The sequence below is a fragment of the Shewanella sp. 10N.261.52.F9 genome (assembly GCF_041471165.1).
GTDB classification, from domain to species: domain Bacteria; phylum Pseudomonadota; class Gammaproteobacteria; order Enterobacterales; family Shewanellaceae; genus Shewanella; species Shewanella marinintestina.
The window spans coordinates 162,704-185,454 of the sequence record NZ_JBFRNX010000013.1 but is presented as its reverse complement, the minus strand read 5'-3'; the positions used below and the strand labels follow the sequence as shown (position 1 = coordinate 185,454).

21 protein-coding genes are annotated in these 22,751 nt (G+C 43.6%); 13 read left to right on the top strand and 8 right to left on the bottom strand.

What is annotated here, in order from left to right:
- The first annotated feature begins 553 nt into the window (after positions 1 to 553).
- The 3 genes from prfB (at position 554) to AB4298_RS09875 (ending at position 6,218) form a co-directional block, all read left to right on the top strand.
- A protein-coding gene (gene prfB / locus AB4298_RS09885) for a peptide chain release factor 2 (protein WP_248998282.1) occupies positions 554 to 1,652 on the top strand; the annotation gives its coding sequence in 2 pieces (ribosomal slippage) (positions 554 to 628 and positions 630 to 1,652; 1,098 coding nt in all).
- 12 nt (positions 1,653 to 1,664) lie between these two features.
- The gene (gene lysS / locus AB4298_RS09880) at positions 1,665 to 3,170 is read left to right on the top strand and encodes a lysine--tRNA ligase (protein WP_248998283.1); all 1,506 of its coding nucleotides are present in this window, start codon (positions 1,665 to 1,667) and stop codon (positions 3,168 to 3,170) included.
- Positions 3,171 to 3,770: 600 nt separating this feature from the next.
- Positions 3,771 to 6,218: a putative bifunctional diguanylate cyclase/phosphodiesterase gene (locus AB4298_RS09875; RefSeq protein ID WP_371986546.1), complete on the top strand. Its 2,448-nt coding sequence runs from the start codon at positions 3,771 to 3,773 to the stop codon at positions 6,216 to 6,218.
- Positions 6,219 to 6,238: 20 nt separating this feature from the next.
- Here AB4298_RS09875 and AB4298_RS09870 read toward each other — a convergent pair whose 3' ends face one another.
- Positions 6,239 to 6,841 carry a pseudouridine synthase gene (locus AB4298_RS09870; protein WP_248998284.1) on the bottom strand — a complete coding sequence of 201 codons (603 nt, stop codon included), beginning with the start codon at positions 6,839 to 6,841 and terminating at the stop codon, positions 6,239 to 6,241.
- Between the two features lie 274 nt (positions 6,842 to 7,115).
- Between AB4298_RS09870 and nagB the strand changes: the two genes are divergently transcribed.
- The 3 genes from nagB to AB4298_RS09855 all read left to right on the top strand — a co-directional run bounded on the left by nagB (position 7,116) and on the right by AB4298_RS09855 (position 9,444).
- Positions 7,116 to 7,907, top strand: coding sequence for a glucosamine-6-phosphate deaminase (gene nagB, locus AB4298_RS09865; RefSeq protein ID WP_371986544.1), 792 nt, complete (start codon positions 7,116 to 7,118; stop codon positions 7,905 to 7,907).
- 234 nt (positions 7,908 to 8,141) lie between these two features.
- A complete protein-coding gene (locus AB4298_RS09860; protein ID WP_371986543.1) occupies positions 8,142 to 8,678 on the top strand; it encodes an SRPBCC family protein in 537 nt (178 codons plus the stop codon).
- A 94-nt stretch (positions 8,679 to 8,772) separates the two neighbouring features.
- Positions 8,773 to 9,444: a nitroreductase family protein gene (locus tag AB4298_RS09855; RefSeq protein ID WP_371986541.1), complete on the top strand. Its 672-nt coding sequence runs from the start codon at positions 8,773 to 8,775 to the stop codon at positions 9,442 to 9,444.
- Positions 9,445 to 9,567: 123 nt separating this feature from the next.
- Here the strand turns inward: AB4298_RS09855 and hmpA are convergent, their stop codons facing one another.
- Positions 9,568 to 10,770 (bottom strand): NO-inducible flavohemoprotein, encoded by a 1,203-nt coding sequence (gene hmpA / locus AB4298_RS09850; RefSeq protein WP_371986539.1) that lies wholly within the window; start codon positions 10,768 to 10,770, stop codon positions 9,568 to 9,570.
- A 226-nt stretch (positions 10,771 to 10,996) separates the two neighbouring features.
- On the opposite strand from hmpA, the gene norR reads away from it, so the two are divergent.
- The 6 genes from norR (at position 10,997) to AB4298_RS09820 (ending at position 16,141) form a co-directional block, all read left to right on the top strand.
- The gene (gene norR, locus AB4298_RS09845) at positions 10,997 to 12,622 is read left to right on the top strand and encodes a nitric oxide reductase transcriptional regulator NorR (protein WP_371986537.1); all 1,626 of its coding nucleotides are present in this window, start codon (positions 10,997 to 10,999) and stop codon (positions 12,620 to 12,622) included.
- A gap of 51 nt (positions 12,623 to 12,673) precedes the next feature.
- The gene (locus AB4298_RS09840) at positions 12,674 to 12,991 is read left to right on the top strand and encodes a cupin domain-containing protein (protein ID WP_371986535.1); all 318 of its coding nucleotides are present in this window, start codon (positions 12,674 to 12,676) and stop codon (positions 12,989 to 12,991) included.
- Between the two features lie 114 nt (positions 12,992 to 13,105).
- A complete protein-coding gene (locus AB4298_RS09835; protein WP_371986533.1) occupies positions 13,106 to 13,222 on the top strand; it encodes a zinc ribbon domain-containing protein in 117 nt (38 codons plus the stop codon).
- A gap of 247 nt (positions 13,223 to 13,469) precedes the next feature.
- Positions 13,470 to 13,577 (top strand): zinc ribbon domain-containing protein, encoded by a 108-nt coding sequence (locus AB4298_RS09830; protein ID WP_348984458.1) that lies wholly within the window; start codon positions 13,470 to 13,472, stop codon positions 13,575 to 13,577.
- Positions 13,578 to 13,841: 264 nt separating this feature from the next.
- The gene (locus AB4298_RS09825) at positions 13,842 to 15,713 is read left to right on the top strand and encodes a peptidase U32 family protein (RefSeq protein ID WP_371986746.1); all 1,872 of its coding nucleotides are present in this window, start codon (positions 13,842 to 13,844) and stop codon (positions 15,711 to 15,713) included.
- A gap of 53 nt (positions 15,714 to 15,766) precedes the next feature.
- Positions 15,767 to 16,141 carry a PH domain-containing protein gene (locus tag AB4298_RS09820; RefSeq protein WP_248998292.1) on the top strand — a complete coding sequence of 125 codons (375 nt, stop codon included), beginning with the start codon at positions 15,767 to 15,769 and terminating at the stop codon, positions 16,139 to 16,141.
- Between the two features lie 48 nt (positions 16,142 to 16,189).
- Here the strand turns inward: AB4298_RS09820 and AB4298_RS09815 are convergent, their stop codons facing one another.
- Positions 16,190 to 17,383 (bottom strand): AAA family ATPase, encoded by a 1,194-nt coding sequence (locus tag AB4298_RS09815; protein ID WP_371986531.1) that lies wholly within the window; start codon positions 17,381 to 17,383, stop codon positions 16,190 to 16,192.
- A 220-nt stretch (positions 17,384 to 17,603) separates the two neighbouring features.
- Between AB4298_RS09815 and AB4298_RS09810 the strand changes: the two genes are divergently transcribed.
- Positions 17,604 to 18,023, top strand: coding sequence for an HNH endonuclease (locus AB4298_RS09810; RefSeq protein ID WP_371986529.1), 420 nt, complete (start codon positions 17,604 to 17,606; stop codon positions 18,021 to 18,023).
- A 6-nt stretch (positions 18,024 to 18,029) separates the two neighbouring features.
- On the opposite strand, the gene AB4298_RS09805 is transcribed toward AB4298_RS09810, so the two are convergent.
- The 5 genes from AB4298_RS09805 to yjjX all read right to left on the bottom strand — a co-directional run bounded on the left by AB4298_RS09805 (position 18,030) and on the right by yjjX (position 22,617).
- Positions 18,030 to 18,476 (bottom strand): SufE family protein, encoded by a 447-nt coding sequence (locus AB4298_RS09805; RefSeq protein WP_371986527.1) that lies wholly within the window; start codon positions 18,474 to 18,476, stop codon positions 18,030 to 18,032.
- Positions 18,477 to 18,579: 103 nt separating this feature from the next.
- Positions 18,580 to 19,791 carry a cysteine desulfurase gene (locus AB4298_RS09800; RefSeq protein ID WP_371986525.1) on the bottom strand — a complete coding sequence of 404 codons (1,212 nt, stop codon included), beginning with the start codon at positions 19,789 to 19,791 and terminating at the stop codon, positions 18,580 to 18,582.
- A gap of 97 nt (positions 19,792 to 19,888) precedes the next feature.
- Positions 19,889 to 20,932 carry an NADP(H)-dependent aldo-keto reductase gene (locus AB4298_RS09795; RefSeq protein ID WP_371986523.1) on the bottom strand — a complete coding sequence of 348 codons (1,044 nt, stop codon included), beginning with the start codon at positions 20,930 to 20,932 and terminating at the stop codon, positions 19,889 to 19,891.
- A 112-nt stretch (positions 20,933 to 21,044) separates the two neighbouring features.
- Positions 21,045 to 21,983, bottom strand: a complete 939-nt coding sequence (locus AB4298_RS09790; protein ID WP_371986521.1) for a bifunctional helix-turn-helix transcriptional regulator/GNAT family N-acetyltransferase — start codon at positions 21,981 to 21,983, stop codon at positions 21,045 to 21,047.
- A gap of 94 nt (positions 21,984 to 22,077) precedes the next feature.
- Positions 22,078 to 22,617 (bottom strand): inosine/xanthosine triphosphatase, encoded by a 540-nt coding sequence (yjjX, locus tag AB4298_RS09785; RefSeq protein ID WP_371986519.1) that lies wholly within the window; start codon positions 22,615 to 22,617, stop codon positions 22,078 to 22,080.
- Between the last annotated feature and the right edge of the window lie 134 nt (positions 22,618 to 22,751).

Here is a 22,751-nt window from a genome sequence, read left to right as displayed (position 1 = left end):
AAAATTGCAAACTTGCTCACAGGTAAGGAGGGAAGTGTGCGCATGGGTGACTGTATCTGGTCAGATGTGAGATCGGCTTATCAATTTCCACCATTTTAGCCTGTTGGCTAGCTTGTAGAGCGGGATCGCAGCTCCGTGGTTCTAGGATTAAAGCGTGGCAAAGTCCTTTTTTGTGCGGCTTAAATGTTTTCTAAGCCTCAGTTACACTGCGGAAAAGGGGTTGGGTTGGAATGGTGTTAGATTAAGTGTGTTAAAGGTCACAAATAGGCTGATTTAGCAGTTGAACTGTCGCACTAAATTGCTAGATGAGCCTAGCGCGTAGTGGAGTAAGCCAGGGTCACTGGATGATTAACGGGGGTTTTTAGAGGGGAAACTAATATTGTTGAATAAATTTGCTATTTTGTAGCCTTTTGCGGCTAGGCTTCACTCCTCTCATGGGGTAAAATAGCGGGTTTTCTATTTGTCGTTATTTACTCGTTAAGAGTGAAGCAAAAGAAGTTTAGCCACTATCGCTTAGCAATGACCGCTTAGCCATTAAAAAGTTGATTAAATCATGTTTGAAGTAAATCCAGTTAAATTCAAAATCAAGGAGCTCGCTGACCGTACCGACCTTCTTCGGGGGTATCTTTGACTACGATGCTAAAAGTGAGCGTCTAGAAGAAGTTAGCCGAGAGCTTGAAAGCTCAGAAGTGTGGAACGATCCAGAAAACGCCCAAGCCTTAGGCAAAGAGCGTGCAGCACTTGAAGCGGTAGTGAAAACTATCGACGATATGGACAGTGGACTAGAAGATATCGAGGGATTACTCGAGCTTGCCGTTGAAGAAGATGATGAAGAAACCTTCAATGACGCCACTGCTGAATTACAAGGCTTAGAGAAACGCTTAGAGGAACTTGAGTTCCGTCGCATGTTCTCTAAACCGCATGATGCATCAGATTGTTATTTAGATATTCAATCAGGTTCAGGCGGTACTGAAGCTCAAGATTGGGCAAACATGGTACTGCGTATGTTTTTACGTTGGGGCGAAGCCCACGACTATAAACCAGAACTGATTGAAGTGACTGCAGGTGATGTTGCCGGTATTAAAGGCGCCACCATTAAGTTTACTGGTGAATATGCTTTTGGTTCACTGCGTACCGAAACCGGTGTACACCGTTTAGTGCGTAAGTCACCATTTGACTCGTCAGGCAAGCGTCACACCTCTTTCTGTTCGGTATTCGTTTACCCAGAAATTGATGATTCGATTGAGATTGATATCAATCCGTCGGACTTAAGAATTGATACCTACCGCGCATCCGGTGCGGGTGGTCAGCACGTAAACAAAACTGAGTCGGCTATTCGTATTACGCATTTACCGACCAACACTGTGGTGCAATGTCAGAACGACCGTTCGCAGCATAAGAACCGTGATGCTGCGATGAAACAGTTAAAAGCAAAGCTGTATGAGCTAGAAATGCTGAAACAGAATGCTGATAAGCAAGCCGCCGAAGATGCCAAGTCAGATATTGGCTGGGGCAGCCAGATCCGTTCTTACGTGCTTGATGATGCACGTATTAAAGATCTACGCACCGGCGTTGAAAACCGAAATACCCAGAGCGTTTTAGATGGCGATCTGGACAAGTTTATTGAAGCTAGCCTGAAATCTGGCCTTTAACGAGAGAAGAAGATGACTGAACAAACCCAAGACGAGAACAAGTTAATTGCAGAGCGTCGTGCAAAACTAGAGCACATCCGTACGAACTGCCCAGCAAACGGTCACCCGAACAACTTCGATCGAAAACACAAAGCGGCAGACATTCAAGCTGAATTTGGTAACAACACCAAAGAAGAGCTTGAAGGCATGGGCATTGAGCGTTCAATCGCTGGTCGTGTAATGGCTAAGCGTGGTCCATTCTTGGTTATCCAAGATGTGAGCGGTCGTATCCAAGCATACGCTGGAAAAGACGTTCAAAAAGATCTTAAAGAAAAATTCCAAGGCCTAGATATCGGTGACATCATCGGTGTGACTGGTCAGCTACACCTGTCAGGTAAAGGCGACCTTTATGTGAACATGGAGCAGTACCAGTTGCTAACTAAAGCGCTGCGTCCACTACCTGAAAAGTTCCATGGCCTAACTGACCAAGAGACTCGTTACCGTCAGCGTTACGTTGACTTGATCGTTAACGAAGACTCACGTGCAGCATTCGTTATGCGCTCTAAAGTGGTTACCGCGATCCGTAACTTCATGGTTAAGAAAGAGTTCATGGAAGTTGAAACGCCAATGATGCACAGCATCCCTGGTGGTGCTTCAGCACGCCCATTCGTAACTCATCACAATGCACTAGATATCGAAATGTATCTACGTATTGCACCTGAGCTATACCTTAAGCGTCTAGTGGTTGGTGGTTTTGAGCGTGTATTCGAAATCAACCGTAACTTCCGTAACGAAGGTCTGTCTCCACGTCATAACCCTGAATTTACTATGATGGAATTCTATATGGCGTACGCTGACTTCAACGATCTAATGGATCTTACTGAAGAGATGCTAAGCTCTATCGCTACTGAGCTTTGTGGTTCTCCACAGCTTCCATACGGTGAGCACACAGTTGACTTTGGTGGCCCATATGCACGTTTGAGCATGTTGGATGCGATCAAGAAGTACAACCCAGACAACGCTACAATTCAGTCTATGACTTACGAAGAAGTTAAAGACGTTGAATTTATGCGTGACTTGGCTAAGAGCATCGGCATGACTGTTGAGAAGTTCTGGACTTGTGGACAACTACTTGAAGAGATCTTTGGTGAAACAGCTGAGCCACAGTTGATGCAACCAACGTTCATCACGGGTTACCCAGCGGATATCTCTCCACTAGCACGTCGTAACGACGATAACCACTTTATCACTGACCGTTTCGAGTTCTTCATCGGCGGCCGTGAAGTGGCTAACGGTTTCTCTGAGCTTAACGATGCTGAAGATCAAGACAGCCGCTTTAAAGCACAGGTTGATGCTAAAGACGCTGGTGATGACGAAGCAATGTTCTACGATGCAGACTACATCACTGCACTAGAGCACGGTTTACCACCAACTGCGGGTCAAGGTATCGGTATCGACCGTCTAGTGATGCTATTCACTAACACGCATACTATCCGTGACGTGATCCTGTTCCCTGCAATGCGCCCACAAGCGAACTAATTTGTAGGGCTGATACAGCTAAACAGTATCGCCAATAAAATAAAAACCAGCCACTCGGCTGGTTTTTTTGTTTTCAGTTATCAATTCACCATCATGTAAGGTTGCGGGCTATTTCAGGCTGCATATTGTTACCTGTAGCTAATCATGTATTTTCTGAGCTTGTTATATTTTTGGACTCAAGATAGGTAGCGAGTTTTATTTTGCTAAATACACTCTGTAAAGATTGATTATTATCAATTAAAACAGCGTTATAACCTTGTAATATAGGTTTTATGTAAAGATTGAACAATCTTGATAGCTAGGCCTTCTCTAAAGAATAAACATGATTTTCATCGTGACCTTCAAATACAACACTCCATAAGTGGTGAGTCAGCTAAAGCACTGACCTAAAGGCTTTTAGTGTTAAATAAGCCATTTTGAGTTATCTTGCTAGAGTAGTATTTATATTGGCAAATTAGGCTTTATTTTCTTAGCTAAAGATACTAGTGTGTAACAGGTTTTTTATGCGCTTTAAGCGCTATTTTTAAGTGGATTAGAGTTGTATTGATGGCGCAAGCAAAGCGCTTTAGCTAATCCTTGAATGATTAATAGGACATTAAGTTGATTAATATCGAAATAACGCAAGCACAAAAGGGTGAGTGGCAGCTATCTATTGATATGCTGGCACGAATAGCCCAGTGCGGGGCCGCGTTATTTAAAGTTGATCAGACTGAAAAGTTTCAGGCGATGAGTTATGTCGCCGTTAGTCCTGCGCAGTTAGATCAGCTGATGAAAAGCTGTGAGCAAGATACTCCTGTTGATACCTGCATTACTCTACTTGCAATTTATTGGCCTGCAGGTGCACTTTTTGGCTATCTAGGGACGATAGCGACGAGTAATGATAACCAATCTATTCAGAATACTGATGCTGAACAATTATTCAAAGTCTATATCAAGAGTATTGAACAAGATTTAATTGAGATCTATCGCCAATATAAATTGTTGCAGAATCAACAAAGAAGCCTGACAGAGCAAGTTAGCCATTTGAACTTGCAAATGTTTGTTGATTGCATGAAAGAACATGTGTGGGTAAAGAATAGTTACGGGCGTTACATCCTTGTCAATCAAAGTGTTGAGCAAGCATGGCATAGGTCTAGAGATTTGATTTTGGACCGTACCGATCATGAATTATTTGAGCCGCGCCTTGCGGAACACTTTATCGCTAGTGATCAAAAGGCGATTCGTAAAGGTATCGAAGTTTCGGCCGGCCAATGTGAAGGTTTAGATATCGGTAACGTCGATTCTTGGTTAGAAACCACTAAAGTGCCGATTTTTGCAGATAGCGGTGAGTTAGCTGGAGTGATTGGGATCTCACGTAATATATCTTCCCATAAAGCGGCTCAGGATCAGCTAGAGTTGGCTTCGCGGGTATTTGAGAACTCGGTTGAAGGTGTGGTGATCACCGATGTTGATGGCAATATTGTCGATGCACATGGCGCCTTTGAAAGTATCAGCGGTTACAGTAAACAAGAGCTACTTGGTCATAATCCTAGAATATTTAACTCTGGCCGACATGATAAAGCATTTTTCCAAAGTTTATGGGGAGACTTACTAAGCCGAGGTAAGTGGCATGGTGAGATTTGGAATCGGCGTAAAAATGGTGCGATCTTTCCGCTAATGCTCAATATCAGTGCAGTGTATGATGATGAACATCAAATTCGTTTCTTTGTCGCCGTATTTACCGATATCTCAGCGCAAAAGAAGAGTGAAGCAGAATTAGCTGAAGTTGCCTTTTACGATCCCTTGACTAAACTGCCTAACCGAATGGGTTTAACCGCGCGTTTAGAGCAAGGGATAAAGCAAGCGAGCCATAATAAAAGTCGCTTAGGGTTAGTGTATATTGATGTCGATCTGTTTAAGCAAATTAACGAAAGCTACGGCCACCCCGTAGGTGATGAAGTTTTACTGGAACTAAGCCGCCGTTTTAGTTTAGATCTTGATACGTTAGCGACTTCTGCACGCTTAGGCAGTGACGAGTTTGCGGTGATATTGCCTAATATTGATAGCAATGATGCATTACTGCTGAATATCAATAAATTACGTAAGGTGTTTGATCAGCCGTTTTTGCTTGGCGAATATGGTCAAGCCCGATTGACCGCGAGTATGGGGGTCGCCATCTATCCAGATGATGGCCAAGATTCAAGTGATCTTATGGTTAACGCTGAGGTTGCTATGCATAGGGCTAAGTATGACGGTCGTAATAATTACGCCTTTTATACTGAGTCACTGACACAAGAATCAGTTGCCAAATTAAAGCTGCAAAGTGCATTGCACGATGCTTTATCCATTGGTGCATTTCATCTTGTTTACCAACCGAAGATCAGCTTTAAAACAGGAAAAGCTGTGGCGTTTGAAGCACTCCTGCGTTGGGATGATCCGGTGTTAGGTAGTATTTCTCCTGCAGTGTTTATCCCATTAGCTGAGAAAATTGGCCTGATTCAAGATATTGGTCGTTGGGTACTGAAAACAGCATGTGAGCAGGGACAGCGTTGGCATCAACAAGGTATTAATTTTGGCCGCGTGGCAGTCAACGTTGCTAGTCAGCAATTACAGCGAAGTAGCTTTGTTTGCGAAGTGGCAGAAATCCTTGAGCAAACGGGTTTACCAGCAACTAGCTTAGAGCTGGAAGTTACTGAGAGCGGTATGATGTCAGATCAACTGCTTGTGAGCCAATATTTAGCAAAGCTAGGCCAAATGGGAGTTGAATTGTCTATTGATGACTTTGGTACTGGCTATTCTTCGTTAAGTTATCTTAAAAAGTTACCTATCCATAAACTGAAAATCGACCAATCATTTGTTGCCGGTTTACCGTTAGATACACATAACACCGCCATTGCCAAAGCGATTATTGCCATGGGGCATGCGCTTAATTTACAGGTGGTAGCGGAAGGTGTAGAAACCCAGGAGCAGGTTAATTTCTTAAAAGAAAATGGTTGTGACCAGGTGCAGGGCTATTTTTATAGCCGACCACAACGGGTAGAAAATTTAACTGAATTTTTAAACAATTAGCAGCGCGTAAAGCGCTGGCTTTAGTCAGCGCTTATATCAAACTGATTAATCGTAACCACATCACCAGGTTGCATTGATCCAAGCTCAATATGAGCGATCCTGACCCTAACCAGTCTTAATGTCGGTAAACCAACCGCTGCTGTCATCTTTCTTATTTGACGGTTTTTTCCTTCACAAATCGTTATTGATAACCAACTTGTAGGCCCATGGCGAGGATCGCGTATTTTTTTGCCCCTTGATGGAAGGTTAGGCTCAGCAACTAATAGCTCTACCTTGCAAGGTAAGGTCTGATATTTCTCACCATTTACGCCTATTTCAACACTCTGCTGTAACTGAGTAAGTTGCTCAGAGGTAACCTCACCATCAACTTGTACGTAGTACTCTTTCTCAATGTTTTTACTACGAATAACAAAGCTCTGCATACCGTCGGTAGTTAACAGCAGGAGTCCTTCGGAGTCATGGTCAAGCCTGCCAATAGCCATGGTCTTTTCTGGAAAATGAGCAAGTTGACCAAGCACTGGCTTGCTTTTACGAGTTTCAGGTACAAATTGACTCAAATATCCATAGGGTTTATAGATGAGAAAGTGACTATGTCGTTTCTCTGTAAGATCTGATTCTGACATGGCAGCGGCTCTAAAATAATGGAGGCGCATTATAACCTTAATATCTAATTTTTAAGTGCATACATAGCCAATAAGCATAGATTGGTACGATTAATAGCTAATGACAGCGTTGTCATTTGAGGTTATAGTTATGTTAACTAATTCATGGTGTCGGTCGACTTAACGAAAAATAGGTTAACTTGGTCGCACAGTACAAATGGTGAAAAGAGCATTACAGTGCTTTTAGAACGTGTTTGTAATCTAGCTGATGACTAACTGATATTGGATCAAATCTATGCAAATCGTAATATTAAAAGACAGTGCCTCGGTTGCTGAATATGGCGCCAACATTTTTATTAAGCAGCTGCAAAAAAAGGCTGATTCAGTACTGGGTTTAGCGACAGGTTCAACACCTGTTTCACTTTATCAAGGACTTATAGCGGCAAACAAGGCTAAACAAATCTCTTTCTCAGGTGTTAAGACTTTTAACTTAGACGAATATCTAGGGCTAGAAGGCACACATCCGCAAAGCTACCGCTACTTTATGAACGAGCAGCTGTTTGATCATATTAATATTGATAAGTCACAAACATTTGTGCCACCAGGCGATGCGGCAAACCCAATTGAAGCATGCCAAGGTTACGAAGAGCAAATTAAGGCTGCAGGTGGGATCGATATTCAATTATTAGGTATTGGTCGTAACGGTCACATTGGTTTTAACGAGCCATCATCAGGCTTGATGTCACGCACAAGAGTTAAAACACTGACTAAAGCCACCATTGATGACAATGCACGCTTCTTTGAAGCTGGTGAATATCAACCACACCTTTCAATCACTATGGGCATTGGTACGATTTTAGATGCTAAGAAAGTGGTATTACTAGCAACAGGTGAAAACAAAGCGGATGCGATTAAAGCAACGGTTGAAGGAGCATTAACTGCCGCATGTCCTGCATCTGCACTGCAACTCCACCAAGATGCGGTATTAGTAATTGATGAAGCCGCAGCATCAAAACTCACTGACTGTGATTTTTATAAGCACATCGAAGCAGAGAATCAAAAGCTGATGGCAAGGCTTGGGCTGTAAAGATATAGTTTTCTTCTATAAGATTAAAAGACAAGCAATGCTTGTCTTTTTGCTTTCTACTGACTTCCACTATTCTAAAATGTTCAAGTTGACTCAAACGCTCCCCTTCTTAAGTTATGCTGACATTGTATCCTTACTTAATTTGTCATTTTGTTAATAATATGTTTATTCTTAAGTCACCTTTTAGCTAGGTTTGATTGAGGCCAGCTGAGCTGCAAATTAAGAGTAATCATCATGCTAAAGAAATTTCTATTACTAATCTTAGTGATTATCGCCTTACCATTTATTGTTGCGCTATTTGTCGATAAAACCTATTCGGTTACTACGCAAGTCACTATAAATAAACCCGTTACAAAGGTATTCGATTACGTCAAATACCTCAAGAATCAAGATAACTATAGCGTGTGGGCACAGATGGATCCTGATATGCAAAAGAGCTATCGAGGTACTGATGGCATGGTCGGGTTTGTTGCTGGCTGGGTTAGCGACAAAGAAGATGTGGGTGAAGGTGAGCAAGAAATTATGCGTATCGATGAGGGGAAACGTATCGATTACGCATTAAGGTTTTTTAAACCTTTCGAGTCAAATGATATGGCTTATATGCAAACTACCGCATTATCGTCTGATCAAACTCAAGTGACCTGGGGTTTTGATGGGCACTTAGATTATCCGATGAATTTGATGTTTTTGTTTATGGATTTTGAAGGCATGATAGGTAATGATTTAACCCAAGGTTTGGCGCAGCTAAAGACAGTAGTAGAAGCTCAATAGCACAAGTTGAAGATAATGGGCTTTGTCGCTCAGTGTTATTACAAGGCTAACTTAACGATTGATAAAAATAATTAAAATAAGTTGAAGGTAAAACATGACTGATACGCATCATCCTCTTAATGACTTTATTGAATACCCGCAAGCAGAGATGCTTGAGCGCGCTGAGCAAAACTATCAACAGGTGCAGCGTCGTCATTCAATCCGTAAATTTTCAGATCGAGCCGTACCCAAAGAAATTATCGAAAAGTGTATTCTCGCCGCTGGTACAGCGCCCAATGGGGCTAATCATCAGCCTTGGCATTTTGTTGCCATTAATAGCCCTGAAATCAAAGCGCAAATTCGCCATGAGGCTGAAGCGCTAGAGCAAGCTTTTTATGCTGGCCGAGCAGGGGAAGAGTGGCTTGATGCGCTTAAACCATTAGGCACCAATGCCGATAAACCTTATCTTGAACATGCGCCTTGGTTGATTGCCATTTTTAGTAAGAAACGCTCTGAAGAAGAGGGTGAACAAAAGACTAATTATTATGTGCATGAGTCGGTAGGGATAGCCACAGGCTTCTTAATTCAGGCACTGCATAATGCAGGACTAGGCACCTTAACCCACACGCCAAAACCTATGTCTTTTTTAAGTAAGGTTTGCGGTCGCGATAATGCTAATGAGCGCCCCTATATGTTGATTATTGCAGGTTACCCAGGTGACGATGCCACCGTGCCAGAACATGCACTGCAGAAAAAGTCGCTTGCTGAGATCTGTGACTTTATCTAAATACACTTTAGAGAAAATGCGATAGTTGATAGTTGATAGTTGATAGATGATAAAACGGACGCCAATTGGCGTCCGTTTTTCTAAGCTTTGTTTATATGGCTTGTTTAAACGCCCTTAGCGGTTTTAGAGATCAGAATGAGGGCCAAACACTTCGTAGTGAATACGGTCATCGCTAACACCTAATTCGAGTAGTTGTTGCTTGGCAAACTGCATAAAGGCAACCGGTCCACATAGGTAATAGTCACCATCCGTTAGCGGAAGTGAGTCTTTAAGCGCAGCAAGATTCATAAAGCCTTGATGGATGTTGGTAGTATTAACCACGTCATTGGCGTTACCGATATCACGATACCAAGTATGATGTTCAAGCTTAAGCTGTAGCCCCAGTGACTCGACTCTTTGATTAAATGAATGTTGCTCGACACCTTCACAGGCGTGCAGATAGAACACAGGTTTTGCAAACGACTTAGACGCCAGCATTTCTAACATCGATTGCATGGGAGTGACACCAACGCCAGCCGAGATAAGTACCACTGGCGCTTCGCGCTCTTCGTAATGAAAATCGCCCGCTGGCGGATAAACGTCAATCGTGTCGCCAACATTAACGTGATCATGCAAATAGTTAGATACCACCCCAGGCACGCCAACGGCTTCTTTTTTCACTGAAATACGATATTGCTTACCGTTAGGTTTGTCAGATAATGAATACTGACGAATTTCTTGGTAGTCATGGTTAATTGGTGCAACGCTAACACCTAAATACTGTCCTGACTCAAAATGCATTACTGCTTTATCGTCCACGGGGGCAAGGACAAAGCTAGTCACTAGCTCAGACTCTTTGGTTTTAGTGATAATTTTAAACTCACGTGCGCCTTTCCAGCCGCCAACTTCATTTTCATTTTTGTGGTATAGCGTAGCTTCTCTATCGATAAAAATGCCCGCTAACACGCCATAAGCAGCAGCCCATGCTTCTTCGACTTCTGGCGTAAATGCATCAGGGGCCAATTCACGTAATGTTTCTAATAAGTGATGTCCAACAATGGGGTAGTGTTCTGGTTGAATATTAAAGCTGGTGTGCTTGTGGGCAATGCGCTCTACTGCGCCGCTTAATGCACCTAGGTTATCGATGTTTTTAGCATAGGCCGCGACAGCATTGAAAAGCGCCGCGGGTTGGCCTCCAGAATGCTGATGGCTCAAGTTAAAGATATGCTTTAATTCTGGGTTATGGGCAAACATGCGCTGGTAAAAGTGCTCAGTAATGGCAGTGCCAGCAGATTCAAGTAATGGGATAGTGCTTTTTACTGTGCTGATATGTTTTGCAGATAACATCTAAATATCCTTTATTGATTATTTATCGTCGCAAGTGCGAACTCGTAGGTCTTAAGCCTTGTATAGCGAGAACTATGCCAACTGTGTAAATACGACTTATTCCCGCTTTTTAAGCGATTTACAGTCGATATGTAGTCAAAAAGACCTCTTTAATTTGTAGTCTTTATGACTCTTATGGTTGTTTTTGTGGCTAAAGACTTATCATGTTATGGTTTGATTAAGACCGATGAATAACAGATTAAATAGGGTTTACGATTCAGTGAGTGAGATCTCTTCTACAGCCTTGATTGAGCTGGCATTAAACCTAACTAATAGCCTAACCGATACTGATAGATTTGAGCGCCTGCTCAGCACGGTGCGGCAGGCTGTAGCATGTGACGCGGTGGTATTGCTGCATGTACAGGGGGATTATTTACGACCACTTGCTTTGCAAGGGCTGACGAAAGAAACACTTGGGCGGCGTTTTGAAATCGCTGCTCATGAACGCTTTGCCGAGATTTGTAATTCGAGCATGCCTGTTCGTTTTGCCGCAGACTGCACACTTGCTGATCCCTATGACGGTTTGCTATTAGCCCACGAAGGTGATTTGCCGGTACACGCGTGTATGGGGTTACCCTTGTTATCCGATAATAAACTTATTGGGGTGCTAACACTCGATAGCATGGTGCCTAACGTCTTTGATGATATTCCCAACCGCACTCTAGATATGATTGCCGCTATGTCAGCTGCCACGTTAAAAACGGCCATGATGTTGCAGCAATTAGAGCAGCACTCAAAGCATAATCAGCAAGTGGTGGCCGAGCTAACCCACGAAGCGTTAATTAAAGATGGTGGTGAGCTGATTGGCGATAGCGCTAGTATGCGCAAACTTAAGCAAGAGATTGAAATGGTCGCCGCTTCTAATTTCTCAATCTTGATTGAAGGTGAGACTGGCGTAGGTAAAGAGTTAGTCGCCCGTACACTGCACCGACAATCAAGCCGACGTGATGGGCCACTGGTTTATGTTAACTGCGCAGCATTGCCAGAAAATCTAATAGAAAGCGAGCTGTTTGGTCATGTGAAAGGGGCGTTTACTGGCGCTGAACGTACCCGTACCGGTAAGTTTAATCTTGCCAGTGGTGGCACAATCTTCTTAGATGAAATTGGCGAATTGCCATTAGCGGCGCAAAGTAAGTTGCTGAGAGTGTTGCAAAACCAAGAGATCCAAGTGGTTGGTAAAGATGATGTGGAGTATGTGGATGTGCGTATTGTGGCGGCGACCAATAGGCAATTACGGGATGAAGTAGAACAAGGGCGTTTTCGCGCTGATCTATATCATAGATTAAGCGTTTACCCAGTTGCCGTTCCGCCGCTTAGGCAGCGAGAAGGTGATATTAGCCTGTTATGTGGCTACTTTATTGAATCGACCCGTCGAAAGCTGGGCATGACGCAACTGACTCTGGCCAAAAATGCCATCAAGGTGCTGAATGATTATGATTGGCCCGGCAATGTACGTGAACTAGAACATGTGATTAGTCGCGCGGCATTAAGGGCAAGAAGTGACAGCCATTCGCCGATAGTGCGTATTGGTCTGACGCATTTGGCATTGATGTTGCCAAAAGACAAAGCGTTAACCGGTGGCGATGTATCGCAGGCGATAAATGTGCACAGCCTTGCTGCGCAAGCTGATATTAATCTAAAGCAGCAAACCGATGATTTTCAGCGGCAACTGATTTTACAGCATTTATCTGAACAAAATGGTAACTGGTCAGCTACGGCCACACGACTACAGATGGATCGAGCGAATCTAAATCGTCTCGCTAAGCGCTTAGGCATTAGAGTCAGTAAAAGCATTGTGGTTAAGCCGCTATAAAAACGGGTGGTATTCACTATTTTTGAAGCGATTATTGAATAGGGAAGGCAAATGCAAAAGCACAATATGTTAAGCGAACTACCAGATGATTTATCACAAGAAGTCTTCGAGCCAATCGTTAGAAACGATAGCGTATTGATTGAAAGAATCATTTCTAAAGCCCATGTGACGCCGCAAGGGCAATGGTACGATCAAGCTCATAATGAATGGGTGATGGTGATCCAAGGTGCAGCGAGGCTAGAATTTAGTGAGGGTAAGACCATAGAGCTCGGCGTTGGGGAGCACATTAATATTGGCGCAAATGTGAAGCATAGGGTAGCTTGGACGAGTGAAGAGGTAGAGACTATTTGGTTAGCGGTGCATTATTAACGTTAACTGTGCCTAAAATGGTAATGAGTTCTACAGTGCTGACTAGAGCTAGTCGCAGCGGATCAGAGTTAACGTTCTAATTTAAAATAGATAACCCGAGTGATAGGAGCCATCATGCAACATGATAAATGGGCGTGTCCCAAGTGTAATCAACGTGAGTTTGAGACTGGTGAAATTCGCGTGTCAGGTGGTTTTTGGTCGCGTATTTTTGATATGCAAAACAAGCGTTAATATACCAATCAATATAAGAATTTGATCAGCTCAGAACGATTTTTGGCAAACTAATTCAAGGCGAATAGCTGCAATAATGGTTATTCCCTTATAAAGGTACTCAACGCAGAAGTAGGCAGCCAAAAACGTTCCAGACTGGCGAGTTTTAGCGATTCTGATGCTGTGTTAACGAATTTGAACGTAGAACAACTATGCTCTTCACTCGTTGCCTTGCCTCAAAACCGCTAAACTCTCGCTGAGTGACTAAATGTTTATACTGATTGGTATTACTGTAACCTGCTCAAATTGCAGCTATACCGAATTCTATAAGGGCAAGTCATCAGCGCTGGGTAATGCCTTTGACCTGTTCACATAACAAGATATGGCTGTTGGCTTATACCGATAGGTATTAATGGCGGCTAAAACTATCCTGTTATTTCTGTGCAGAAGTTAACAGCAAATTGTTCAAAAATTGATTTTATATTAGCTAACGCCAAAGCTGGCGATTTTTGCTATAATCTTCGCCCAAAATATTTGTGTTAACCCTTTTTGAGTGATTTTTATGAGCAATGTTGGCATCTATACTCCTAGCGATAAGCCTGACGACACGGCTAATGACGCGGTGCATACTCCAATAGAGATGCAAAATAACCGTTTAGAGCTGTTGGCTCCGGCTAAAAATGCCGACTATGGTATCGAAGCGATTCGCCATGGTGCCGACGCTGTATACATTGGTGGCCCTGCATTTGGTGCTCGCGCAACTGCGGGTAACAGTGTTGAAGACATTGCACGCTTATGTACCTTTGCTCATCAATATCACGCCCAAGTGTTTGTTGCTATCAATACTATTTTGATGGACGACGAATTAGACGCAGCGCAAAAGCTCATCTGGGAAGTCTACGAAGCGGGCGCGGATGCGCTTATCGTACAAGACATGGGTATTTTACAACTTGATTTACCGCCTATTGCGCTACACGCCAGTACGCAAATGGATAACCGCAGCCCTGAAAAAGTGGCGTTTTTAGAGCAGGTGGGTTTCTCGCAAGTAGTGCTTGCCCGTGAATTAGGTTTAAGCCAAATTCGCGATGTAGCTGCCAAGACGAATATGCAAATTGAGTTCTTTATTCATGGTGCATTGTGCGTCGCTTATAGTGGGTTATGTAACTTAAGCCACTCGTTTAGTAATCGTAGCGCTAACCGCGGTGAATGCTCGCAAATGTGTCGTTTACCGGGCGAGCTTAAAACCCGTCAAGGTGACGTACTGGCGCAAAACGAGCACTTATTATCACTTAAAGATAATAACCAAACTGATAATTTAGAAGCTTTGATTGATGCGGGCGTACGCTCGTTTAAGATTGAGGGCCGCCTAAAAGATTTAAGCTACGTTAAAAACGTCACAGCCCATTATCGCCAAGAGCTAGATAAAATCATGGCGCGCCGCTCTGAGTTTGTCGCTTCCTCTCATGGTCGCTGTGAGCATACTTTTACGCCAAATCCTGAAAAGACTTTCAACCGCGGCCGCACCGATTACTTTGTTAACGAGCGTAGCCAGGGCGTGAGTGACTTCCGCTCGCCAAAATACATTGGTGAAGAAGTGGCAACCGTTAAGCATATTGGTAAAGACTTTATTGAAGTCACCTCAACTGAAACCTTTAACAATGGTGACGGTTTGTGCTTTTTCCCAAGTGATTATGCAGAAGCCAAGCAGTCAGATGATAAGTTAAAAGGCCTGCGTGTTAACCGTGCCGAAGGCTTAAAGCTATTTGTACTGCGTATGCCAAAAGAGCTTAAAGTGGGCATGACGATTTATCGTAACCACAACCAAGCCTTTGAGACGGTACTGGCGAAAGAGTCTGCTAAGCGCATTATCGGCGTTGATTTAGTATTAGCTGATACCGCTGACGGCGTATCTCTGACTATGACCGATGTTTATGGGCACAGCGCCACGCAGTCATTAGCCATGGTCAAAACTGCGGCAAGTGATATTGAAAAAGCCCAGCAAGGCCTACGTAAACAGCTGGCAAAATTGGGTAGTACCGACTTTACCGCGCATAACATTTTAATCGAAACTGCTGAGACTTGGTTTATTCCAACCTCGATATTGAACGGCCTGCGCCGTGATACGGTTGCTGCGTTAGAGCAAGCACGAGTCAATGATTATGTGCGCCCGAAAGCGTGGAAATATAATCAAGACGCCGTGTATCCAGTTAAGCACTTAAGCTATTTAGGCAACGTAGCTAACGAGCAAGCTAAAGCGTTTTATCAGCGCCATGGCGTGATTGAAATTCAAGATACCTATGAGAAAAATGGTATCAGCGAAGATGTGCCTCTTATGGTCACTAAACATTGCTTACGTTTTAACTTTAACCTTTGTCCAAAAGAAGTGCCGGGGATCAAGGCCGATCCTATGGTTTTAGAAATTGGTAAAGATGTGCTTAAGCTAGTGTTTGACTGCCCGAAATGTGAAATGATGGTGGTTGGCGAAAACAGACAAGTTCGCACACCTGATTAGATCCATCGCAAGACGGCGGATCTAATTTACTCACACTATTAAGGAAAATAGACATGGGATTATTAGATTCGCTGATGGGCAATGCTTCAGAGGTTAACCTTGAGGAGTTAACCCAAGAGTTAAGCCCAATTATGGCCGATAATGAGTCGTTAACCTTGGCCTACAAAGTTATCCGCGACATGTTTGTGTTTACCAACAAGCGTCTGATCTTAATTGATAAGCAGGGCGTTACCGGTAAAAAGGTGAGCTACCATTCGGTGCCATATAAGTCGATTACCCATTTTGAAGTGGAAACCGCAGGCACCTTTGACATGGACGCCGAGCTAAAGATTTGGATCTCTGGTCAAAAAGATCCGCTAGTGAAAGAGCTTAAGCGTGGCACTGACGTGGTCGGTATTCAAAAGACCATTGCCAACATGTCGCTATAAGTTCTTTAATAAGTAAGTGCCAATCGCAGCTATTAATCTATAAATGCTTTAGCTGCGATTTTGCCACTGCCAACTCGGCTTAGTTAAACTATCCTGCCCAACGATTTCTGTTTGCCCCAACTGCTTATCTAGCTCTATCAAATTACAATCTTCAAACTGATTTAATGCGTTAATTAACCTATTGGCGTGAGATACAACCCATAACTGACAATGCTCTGACGCTTTGGCTATCAATCGCGATAATGCTGGCAGTAAGTCTGGGTGTAAGCTGGTCTCAGGTTCATTAAGTACCATTAGCTCAGGCGGTCTCGGGGTGAGCAGTGCTGCAACCAATAGCAAATACCTTAAAGTTCCGTCAGATAGTTCAGATGCCGACAACGGTCTTAGTAGCCCGTGTTGATGAAACTGAATACTTAAGCTGCCATTAGACTCATAGCTAATCACCACATGTGCGCCGGGAAAGGCGTCGCTAACTGCATCATCAAAAGCTTGTTTGTCACCAATTTCAAAGATGGTTTGAATCGCAGAGGCCAAGTCTCTGCCATCATAATGTAACACTGGGGTTTGGGTGCCAAGGTGAGACTTTCTTGCTGGTGCATCGCAGTCACTTCTGAAATGATCGTAGAAGCGCCATGCGCGAATATTGTCCCGTAGGCTAATTACCTCTGGTGTGCGCTGCGGATCGGCAAGCTCAGTAAAAATACTGTCGCTATGCTGCATTTGCACATTGAGGGTTTGCCAACCGGCTTGCAGTTTTTGCTCAACTTTACGCTCAGCACGGGTTTTTATTAATGCGCCACGGCGCTCTAATAATACGCTAGCAGGGCGATATTGATTACCGACCCAAATCGCTTCGCGCTTAATTTGCGGATCTAAGCCAAACAAGGTGGTGGAGTCGGGCTTTGGTAAACCTAGCTCAATCAGATAACTAAACTCATCACTGGCGAAGCCAAGCTTTAAGCGCTTTACTTGCTGGCGCACAGTTGGCTCTATATCCACTTCACCTGCTAACATGCGTTTGGAGATGTTTTCTGGCCCCGCCCAAAAACTAGAATCAAGGCCACCCTCTTGTGCTAGGGCATTGACCACGCCGCCTTGCGCGGTTTGTGCCAATAATCGCAGTGCTTTATATAGGTTAGACTTGCCAGAGCCATTAGCACCCGTCACCAAGTTTAGCTGCGACAAAGGGATCACCACCTCGCGTAGAGAACGATAATTCTGAATGGCTAAGGTGGTCAGCATAATGAGCTCTTTTCTATCAGTGACTACTGTTCGCGCCTCGTTGCCTGTAATCTAATCCGTTACAGGTAGTTAAAGAAAAGCGCAGACTGTTTGTTGAGTTAATGGTTTCATCTTACCTGAGCAAAATAGGCTTTTCGAGGGTGAGGATAGATTTTTGAATATGAGTTATAGGTGAGTATTGGCTCAAAACGACACCGAAATAATGCAAAAGGAATTTTTGATGTGGTCAGTAACATTTCAAGCACAACAGCGGCGCAGTAAACGCTATAAAACCGAGAAGGGCGCATTAAAGGCCATTTGGAAATGGTTAAAAGTGAATGAGGGACAAGCTATATTAGTCAGCCCAGGCGGTGAGCCGCAGATCATTGATGATTGGGAGTCTCTGCCTTTTACTGAGTCCAAACAGGATTTTTATAGCAGTGGTAAGTGGCTAATTTTACGAGCTAAAGCATTTGAACTTTATGGTAATCAATGTGCATGTTGCGGTATTACCCCTGCTCAGGGCGCAATTATGCACGTCGATCATATTAAGCCACGTTCTCTTTATCCTAAATTGGAACTAGAGCTGGAAAATTTGCAAATCCTTTGTGAGCAATGCAATAAAGGTAAGTCTAATTTTTCAAATAAAAAGTGGCGTTGAGGTAAATTATTGGGCAGCCAATTTAATTGCTTTAGCCAGCGCTAATAAGCCATTCGTGCGTGATGGACTCAGTTGGCCTTGCAAGCCTAACTGGCCAAAATAGCTGTCTGGATCAAACGCGGTTATTTCAGCGCTACTCTTACCGTTACAGGCAATCAGTAAGAGTGCAACTAAGCCTTTTACGATGCGCGCATCACTGTCGGCAACAAAATAATGTTGGCCATCAATTTCACAATGGTACAACCAAGCATTGCTTTCACAGCCACGTACTTGAGCGCTATCAACACGTAAATCATCATCAAGTCTAGGTAAGGTTTTACCCAGTAACATGATTTGCCGATAACGCTCTTGCCAGTTACCCGCTTGTTCAAATAATGAAAGTGTTGCTTGGGCATCATTTGTAAGGGGTAATGCTAAAAACTGCTCTGCAGTAGGCTTTACTTGCTGACTCATACTTGACCTAAATTGAAATTATTAACTTAACAATAAATAAAAACGTGCTTAGCTTTTCCGTCTTTGCTCTTCCTAGGAGCTATCTTTCCCCTAGAACCTTCTTTTACAACAATAACTCTTTTACCGATTTCATCGCATTAATGAAGTTATCGATATCGGCTTTATTAGTATAAACCCCAATCGATGCGCGGCAGCAGCCTTTTAAGCCTAAGCTTTGCATTAGCGGCATAGCACAGTGATGACCACAACGTACGGCAATGCCTTGCTGGTCAAGTAAAATCCCTACATCTTGGTGATGTTCATCGGCTAAATTAAATGCGACAGCACCAATATTGTTAGGGTGGGCGCCATAAAGCACCATATCGCCAAGTGCCGCTAATTCATTTTGCAAGTAGGCTAATAGCGTTTGCTCTACAGCGTGCACCTCTGCTCGAGGTAATCCGTTGATAAAGTCTATTGCGGCGCCTAAGCCAATCACTTCTGCAATGGGCGGCGTGCCAGCTTCAAGGCGGTTGGGCAGAATATTAAATTCTGTGTGCTCAAAGCTGACGCTTTTAATCATCTCGCCGCCGGTCAGTAATGGGCTCAATTTATCGAGGACTTCAAAGCGGCCATATAGGGTACCCACACCTGTTGGGCCATACATTTTATGGCCGGAGAAAACATAGAAATCACAACCAATAGCCTGCACATCAACTGCTAGGTGAGCAATAGCCTGGGCGCCATCAACTAAGGTTATTGCACCAGCTTGTTTGGCTTTAGCCACAAGCTCGTTAACAGGGTTAAGCGCACCAAGCGCGTTGGATACATGGCTTAGGGCGACAATGGCAGGTTTTTGGCTAAGTAATGCATCGAATGCACTGACATCAAGTCGGCAATCAGCGGTTAGCGGGATAGGTTTTATGATGGCGCCTGTGCGTTTAGCCAGTTCTTGCCAAGGCACTATATTAGCGTGATGAGCCGCGCTATCAATTAAGATCACTGCACCTGCTTTAATATGAGCCGTTAAGCCATGGGCCACCATATTGATGGATTCGGTGGTGCCGTGGGTAAAAATAATCTCTTCACGGCGCTCGGCATTAATAAATTGCTGCAGTTTATCGCGCACCGCTTCATATTGGCTGGTGGCACGAGCTGATAGCTGATGTGCAGCGCGGTGTACGTTGGCATTATCTAAATGATAATACTGATTCATGGCGTCTATCACGCACTGCGGTTTTTGACTGGTTGCTGCTGTATCTAAGTAACACAGAGAGTAGCCATCATTAGATTGAGCTAGGGTTGGAAATTGTGACCGCAGGCTTGAGAGATCCATTAATCTGATCCGAGATAATTGAAAAGTAAAAAGGCGCATCGATCTTGTAAGATCTGTGCGCCTAAAGCAAGGTTAGACTGTTAAAACAGGCGACTTTTTATGGGCAGGGCAGGCGATATAGCAGGGCTAGCTCGTCTAAGCGTAACTGTAACTCGGGAGAAATAGCACAATTTACACTGGCTATATTCTCTTTAAGCTGCTCAAGATTGGTGGCACCGATAATATTCGAGGCAACAAACTTTCTTGAGTTAACAAAGGCTAATGCCATTTGCGCTGGGCTCATATTAAATTCACGCGCCAGCTCGACATAAGCCTTAGTGGCATCTAATGCCAGTTGAGTGCCTGTATAACGCGCAAAACGCTTAAACAGCGTCATTCTGGCACCTTCTGGCCATTGGTCATTAAGGTATTTACCCGATAGTGCACCAAACGCCAATGGTGAGTAGGCCAGTAATGGCACTTCTTCACGGTGGCTTATTTCGGCCATGCCCACTTCATAACTGCGGTTCAGCAAGTTATAAGGGTTTTGCACTGAGACAATTTTAGGCAAGTCATGTTTCTCTGCTAAGCACAGGTATTCCATAAAGCCCCATGGTGTCTCATTTGAAATACCAATATAGCGAATTTTACCCGACTTAACTAGAGCTGCTAGGGCTTCCAAGGTGTCGATAATGGGCGTTTGCTTTTCATGTTCATCGATCTGGTTGTAGCTTAGTTCACCGAAGAAGTTAGTGTTTCTGTCTGGCCAGTGGATTTGGTAAAGATCAATCGTGTCGAGCTGCAAGCGCTCAAGAGAGGCATCGACTGCGGCGTGAATGTTACGCCAATCTAGTGCCATATTAGGGCGAATATAATCGCTTTTACCACCGGGAGCGGCGACTTTAGAGGCGATAATCAGATTGTCACGATTACCCCTTTGTTTAAGGTAATTACCTAAAATGCGTTCGGTTTCACCTTGAGTTTCTGCTTCTGGTGGCACTGGATACATCTCAGCGGTATCGATAAAGTTAATGCCTTCACCAATAGCATAATCGAGCTGTTCAAACGCTTGGGCTTGAGTATTTTGTGCGCCCCAAGTCATGGTACCTAAACAGATTTGACTAACATTTAAACTTGAATGCGAAAGACGTCTATATTGCATAAAAAACCTCTTATATCTGAATGCGCTTGAACTGAGGCTAGCAAGCTTTTAGTATAAAAACTAGAGACTTATCTTCAGTATGAATACTGAGGCAGATAAATTGATAAATTGATTAATTGGCTGTTAATGGCTTGAGCATAGTGATCTCACAAGCGTTATGGCCAGTATTGCCTAGCGGTCTATCGAGATGTTGAAAACCTAATGATTCATACAACTTTATCGCTTCGATTAAGTTAGCGGTGGTTTCTAGGTAGCAATCAGCAAAGCCTTGTTCTGTAGCAAAATTAATTGCTTGTAACGCTAGCCGTTTAGCAAAGCCTTTGCCGCGCAGCTCGCCATTGAAATACATTTTTTGCAGCTCGCAAATATTCACTTCACCGGCAAGCGGGGCAATACCGGCACCGCCTAAGATTTTGCCGTCGAGTTCTATCACCCAGTAATGGCTATTACCAGCTTGGTAAACCTCGCTTAAGCAATCTAAGGTTTTATCGGCAACACCATAACCTTTATCTGCTGTTAAGCCATATTCAGCTGACACTTGGCGGATCACCGCCGCCATTTGGGCATTGTCATCGCTTGTGAGAGTTCTGATGACATAACCTTGTTGAACCTTAGATTGCACTAATGCTTTGTTATAACGGCTAAGTGACAGCTCTAGTTCAGTAATATGTTCCTGCGGTAACTGCGCCATAATGTCGCTGAACAATTGGTTTTGTTGCTCGTTGAGCTTAATTAGCTGTTTTCTGCCTTTCGTTGTGACTTGCACTACTAGGCTGCGATTGTCTCTAGGATTAGCTTGTGACTTAGCAAAGCCTTTATCTACTAAGTGGCTCACTGCTCGGCTGGCATTAGACTTGTCAATATTGAGAAGCTCTGCCAGTTGCTTTATAGAATATTGGCTTTGTCCTAACTCAATTAAGGTATGGGCTTGAACTGGTGAAAGTGGCTGGCTACCGCAGGCTGCATCGAGTAAACCTAATTGGCGAATAAGCTGCCTAGAGAGGCGGCGTAACTGAGAGGCGCAAGGGCTATCTGGCAAAGCTTGATTCATCGAACAGTTTCTTAGTTAGTTGCGGGTAACACCTAACTTACGAGGACTACTTTTTAAAATCAAGCGCCTTAAGCCAAAAATAATAAAGCAGAACCTAATTAAGGTACAAGTTTGGGTGTAGTAGTGGCGCCATCGCGAGGATGATTGCCTGCGTGTAATTGCTTTGACGTGTTTCATTACCATTGGTCAGTAAAGCAATAGCACCGCCTTTTTGTTTAATATTGACGGTATTAAACATGTGGTCCATTACATGCCCAAGTTCTTGCCCTTGAGTTAGCGCTTGATATACCTGCATAGGTAATGGAAGTTGTGCACCACGGCCAACACTGACTTGAGACTGGTGTGCAATAGCGATATAAGCAAAGGTTGCTGGGCCATGATCAAACAGATCAACGCCGCCTTCCATTGCAATAAAATAATCAGCTTGATACTCACTTTGACAATACTTAACCCGGTTAATAGCACCGAGTTTAGTTTCTGCGTCTGTCATCGGTTGGTCTGCGACACCTGATGGCGCATCTATGACTTGGCACTCTATAAGATTATCTGGGAATAAGCGTTCAAATGCACTTTGAGCTGCGCCGACTTTAACCGGATTCTTTGACCCTACCACTATCGATATTGTGAGTTTCATTTTGGTAATTTTTCTCGAGTACAGGTTAAATTTTATCGGCTTAGTTTATTGTATTTTGCATTTGGCTTCACCCTTTGATAGGGCCAATTAGACGACGAAAATAACTTTTTTATCAGGTAAATAACCTTGGTTAA

Excerpts from the sequence above, each read along its gene's own strand:
- AB4298_RS09805 (WP_371986527.1), bottom strand. The coding sequence starts at position 18,476 with ATGAGTCAGCAAGTAAAGCCTACTGCAGAGCAGTTTTTAGCATTACCC.
- yjjX (WP_371986519.1), bottom strand. The coding sequence starts at position 22,617 with ATGAAACTCACAATATCGATAGTGGTAGGGTCAAAGAATCCGGTTAAA.
- AB4298_RS09855 (WP_371986541.1), top strand. The coding sequence starts at position 8,773 with ATGACTGATACGCATCATCCTCTTAATGACTTTATTGAATACCCGCAA.
- AB4298_RS09830 (WP_348984458.1), top strand. The coding sequence starts at position 13,470 with ATGTTTATACTGATTGGTATTACTGTAACCTGCTCAAATTGCAGCTAT.
- AB4298_RS09795 (WP_371986523.1), bottom strand. The coding sequence starts at position 20,932 with ATGCAATATAGACGTCTTTCGCATTCAAGTTTAAATGTTAGTCAAATC.
- hmpA (WP_371986539.1), bottom strand. The coding sequence starts at position 10,770 with ATGTTATCTGCAAAACATATCAGCACAGTAAAAAGCACTATCCCATTA.
- AB4298_RS09800 (WP_371986525.1), bottom strand. The coding sequence starts at position 19,791 with ATGGATCTCTCAAGCCTGCGGTCACAATTTCCAACCCTAGCTCAATCT.
- AB4298_RS09815 (WP_371986531.1), bottom strand. The coding sequence starts at position 17,383 with ATGCTGACCACCTTAGCCATTCAGAATTATCGTTCTCTACGCGAGGTG.
- AB4298_RS09835 (WP_371986533.1), top strand. The coding sequence starts at position 13,106 with ATGCAACATGATAAATGGGCGTGTCCCAAGTGTAATCAACGTGAGTTT.
- AB4298_RS09810 (WP_371986529.1), top strand. The coding sequence starts at position 17,604 with ATGTGGTCAGTAACATTTCAAGCACAACAGCGGCGCAGTAAACGCTAT.
- AB4298_RS09790 (WP_371986521.1), bottom strand. The coding sequence starts at position 21,983 with ATGAATCAAGCTTTGCCAGATAGCCCTTGCGCCTCTCAGTTACGCCGC.
- AB4298_RS09870 (WP_248998284.1), bottom strand. The coding sequence starts at position 6,841 with ATGTCAGAATCAGATCTTACAGAGAAACGACATAGTCACTTTCTCATC.
- norR (WP_371986537.1), top strand. The coding sequence starts at position 10,997 with ATGAATAACAGATTAAATAGGGTTTACGATTCAGTGAGTGAGATCTCT.
- AB4298_RS09820 (WP_248998292.1), top strand. The coding sequence starts at position 15,767 with ATGGGATTATTAGATTCGCTGATGGGCAATGCTTCAGAGGTTAACCTT.
- nagB (WP_371986544.1), top strand. The coding sequence starts at position 7,116 with ATGCAAATCGTAATATTAAAAGACAGTGCCTCGGTTGCTGAATATGGC.
- AB4298_RS09840 (WP_371986535.1), top strand. The coding sequence starts at position 12,674 with ATGCAAAAGCACAATATGTTAAGCGAACTACCAGATGATTTATCACAA.
- AB4298_RS09825 (WP_371986746.1), top strand. The coding sequence starts at position 13,842 with ATGCAAAATAACCGTTTAGAGCTGTTGGCTCCGGCTAAAAATGCCGAC.
- lysS (WP_248998283.1), top strand. The coding sequence starts at position 1,665 with ATGACTGAACAAACCCAAGACGAGAACAAGTTAATTGCAGAGCGTCGT.
- AB4298_RS09860 (WP_371986543.1), top strand. The coding sequence starts at position 8,142 with ATGCTAAAGAAATTTCTATTACTAATCTTAGTGATTATCGCCTTACCA.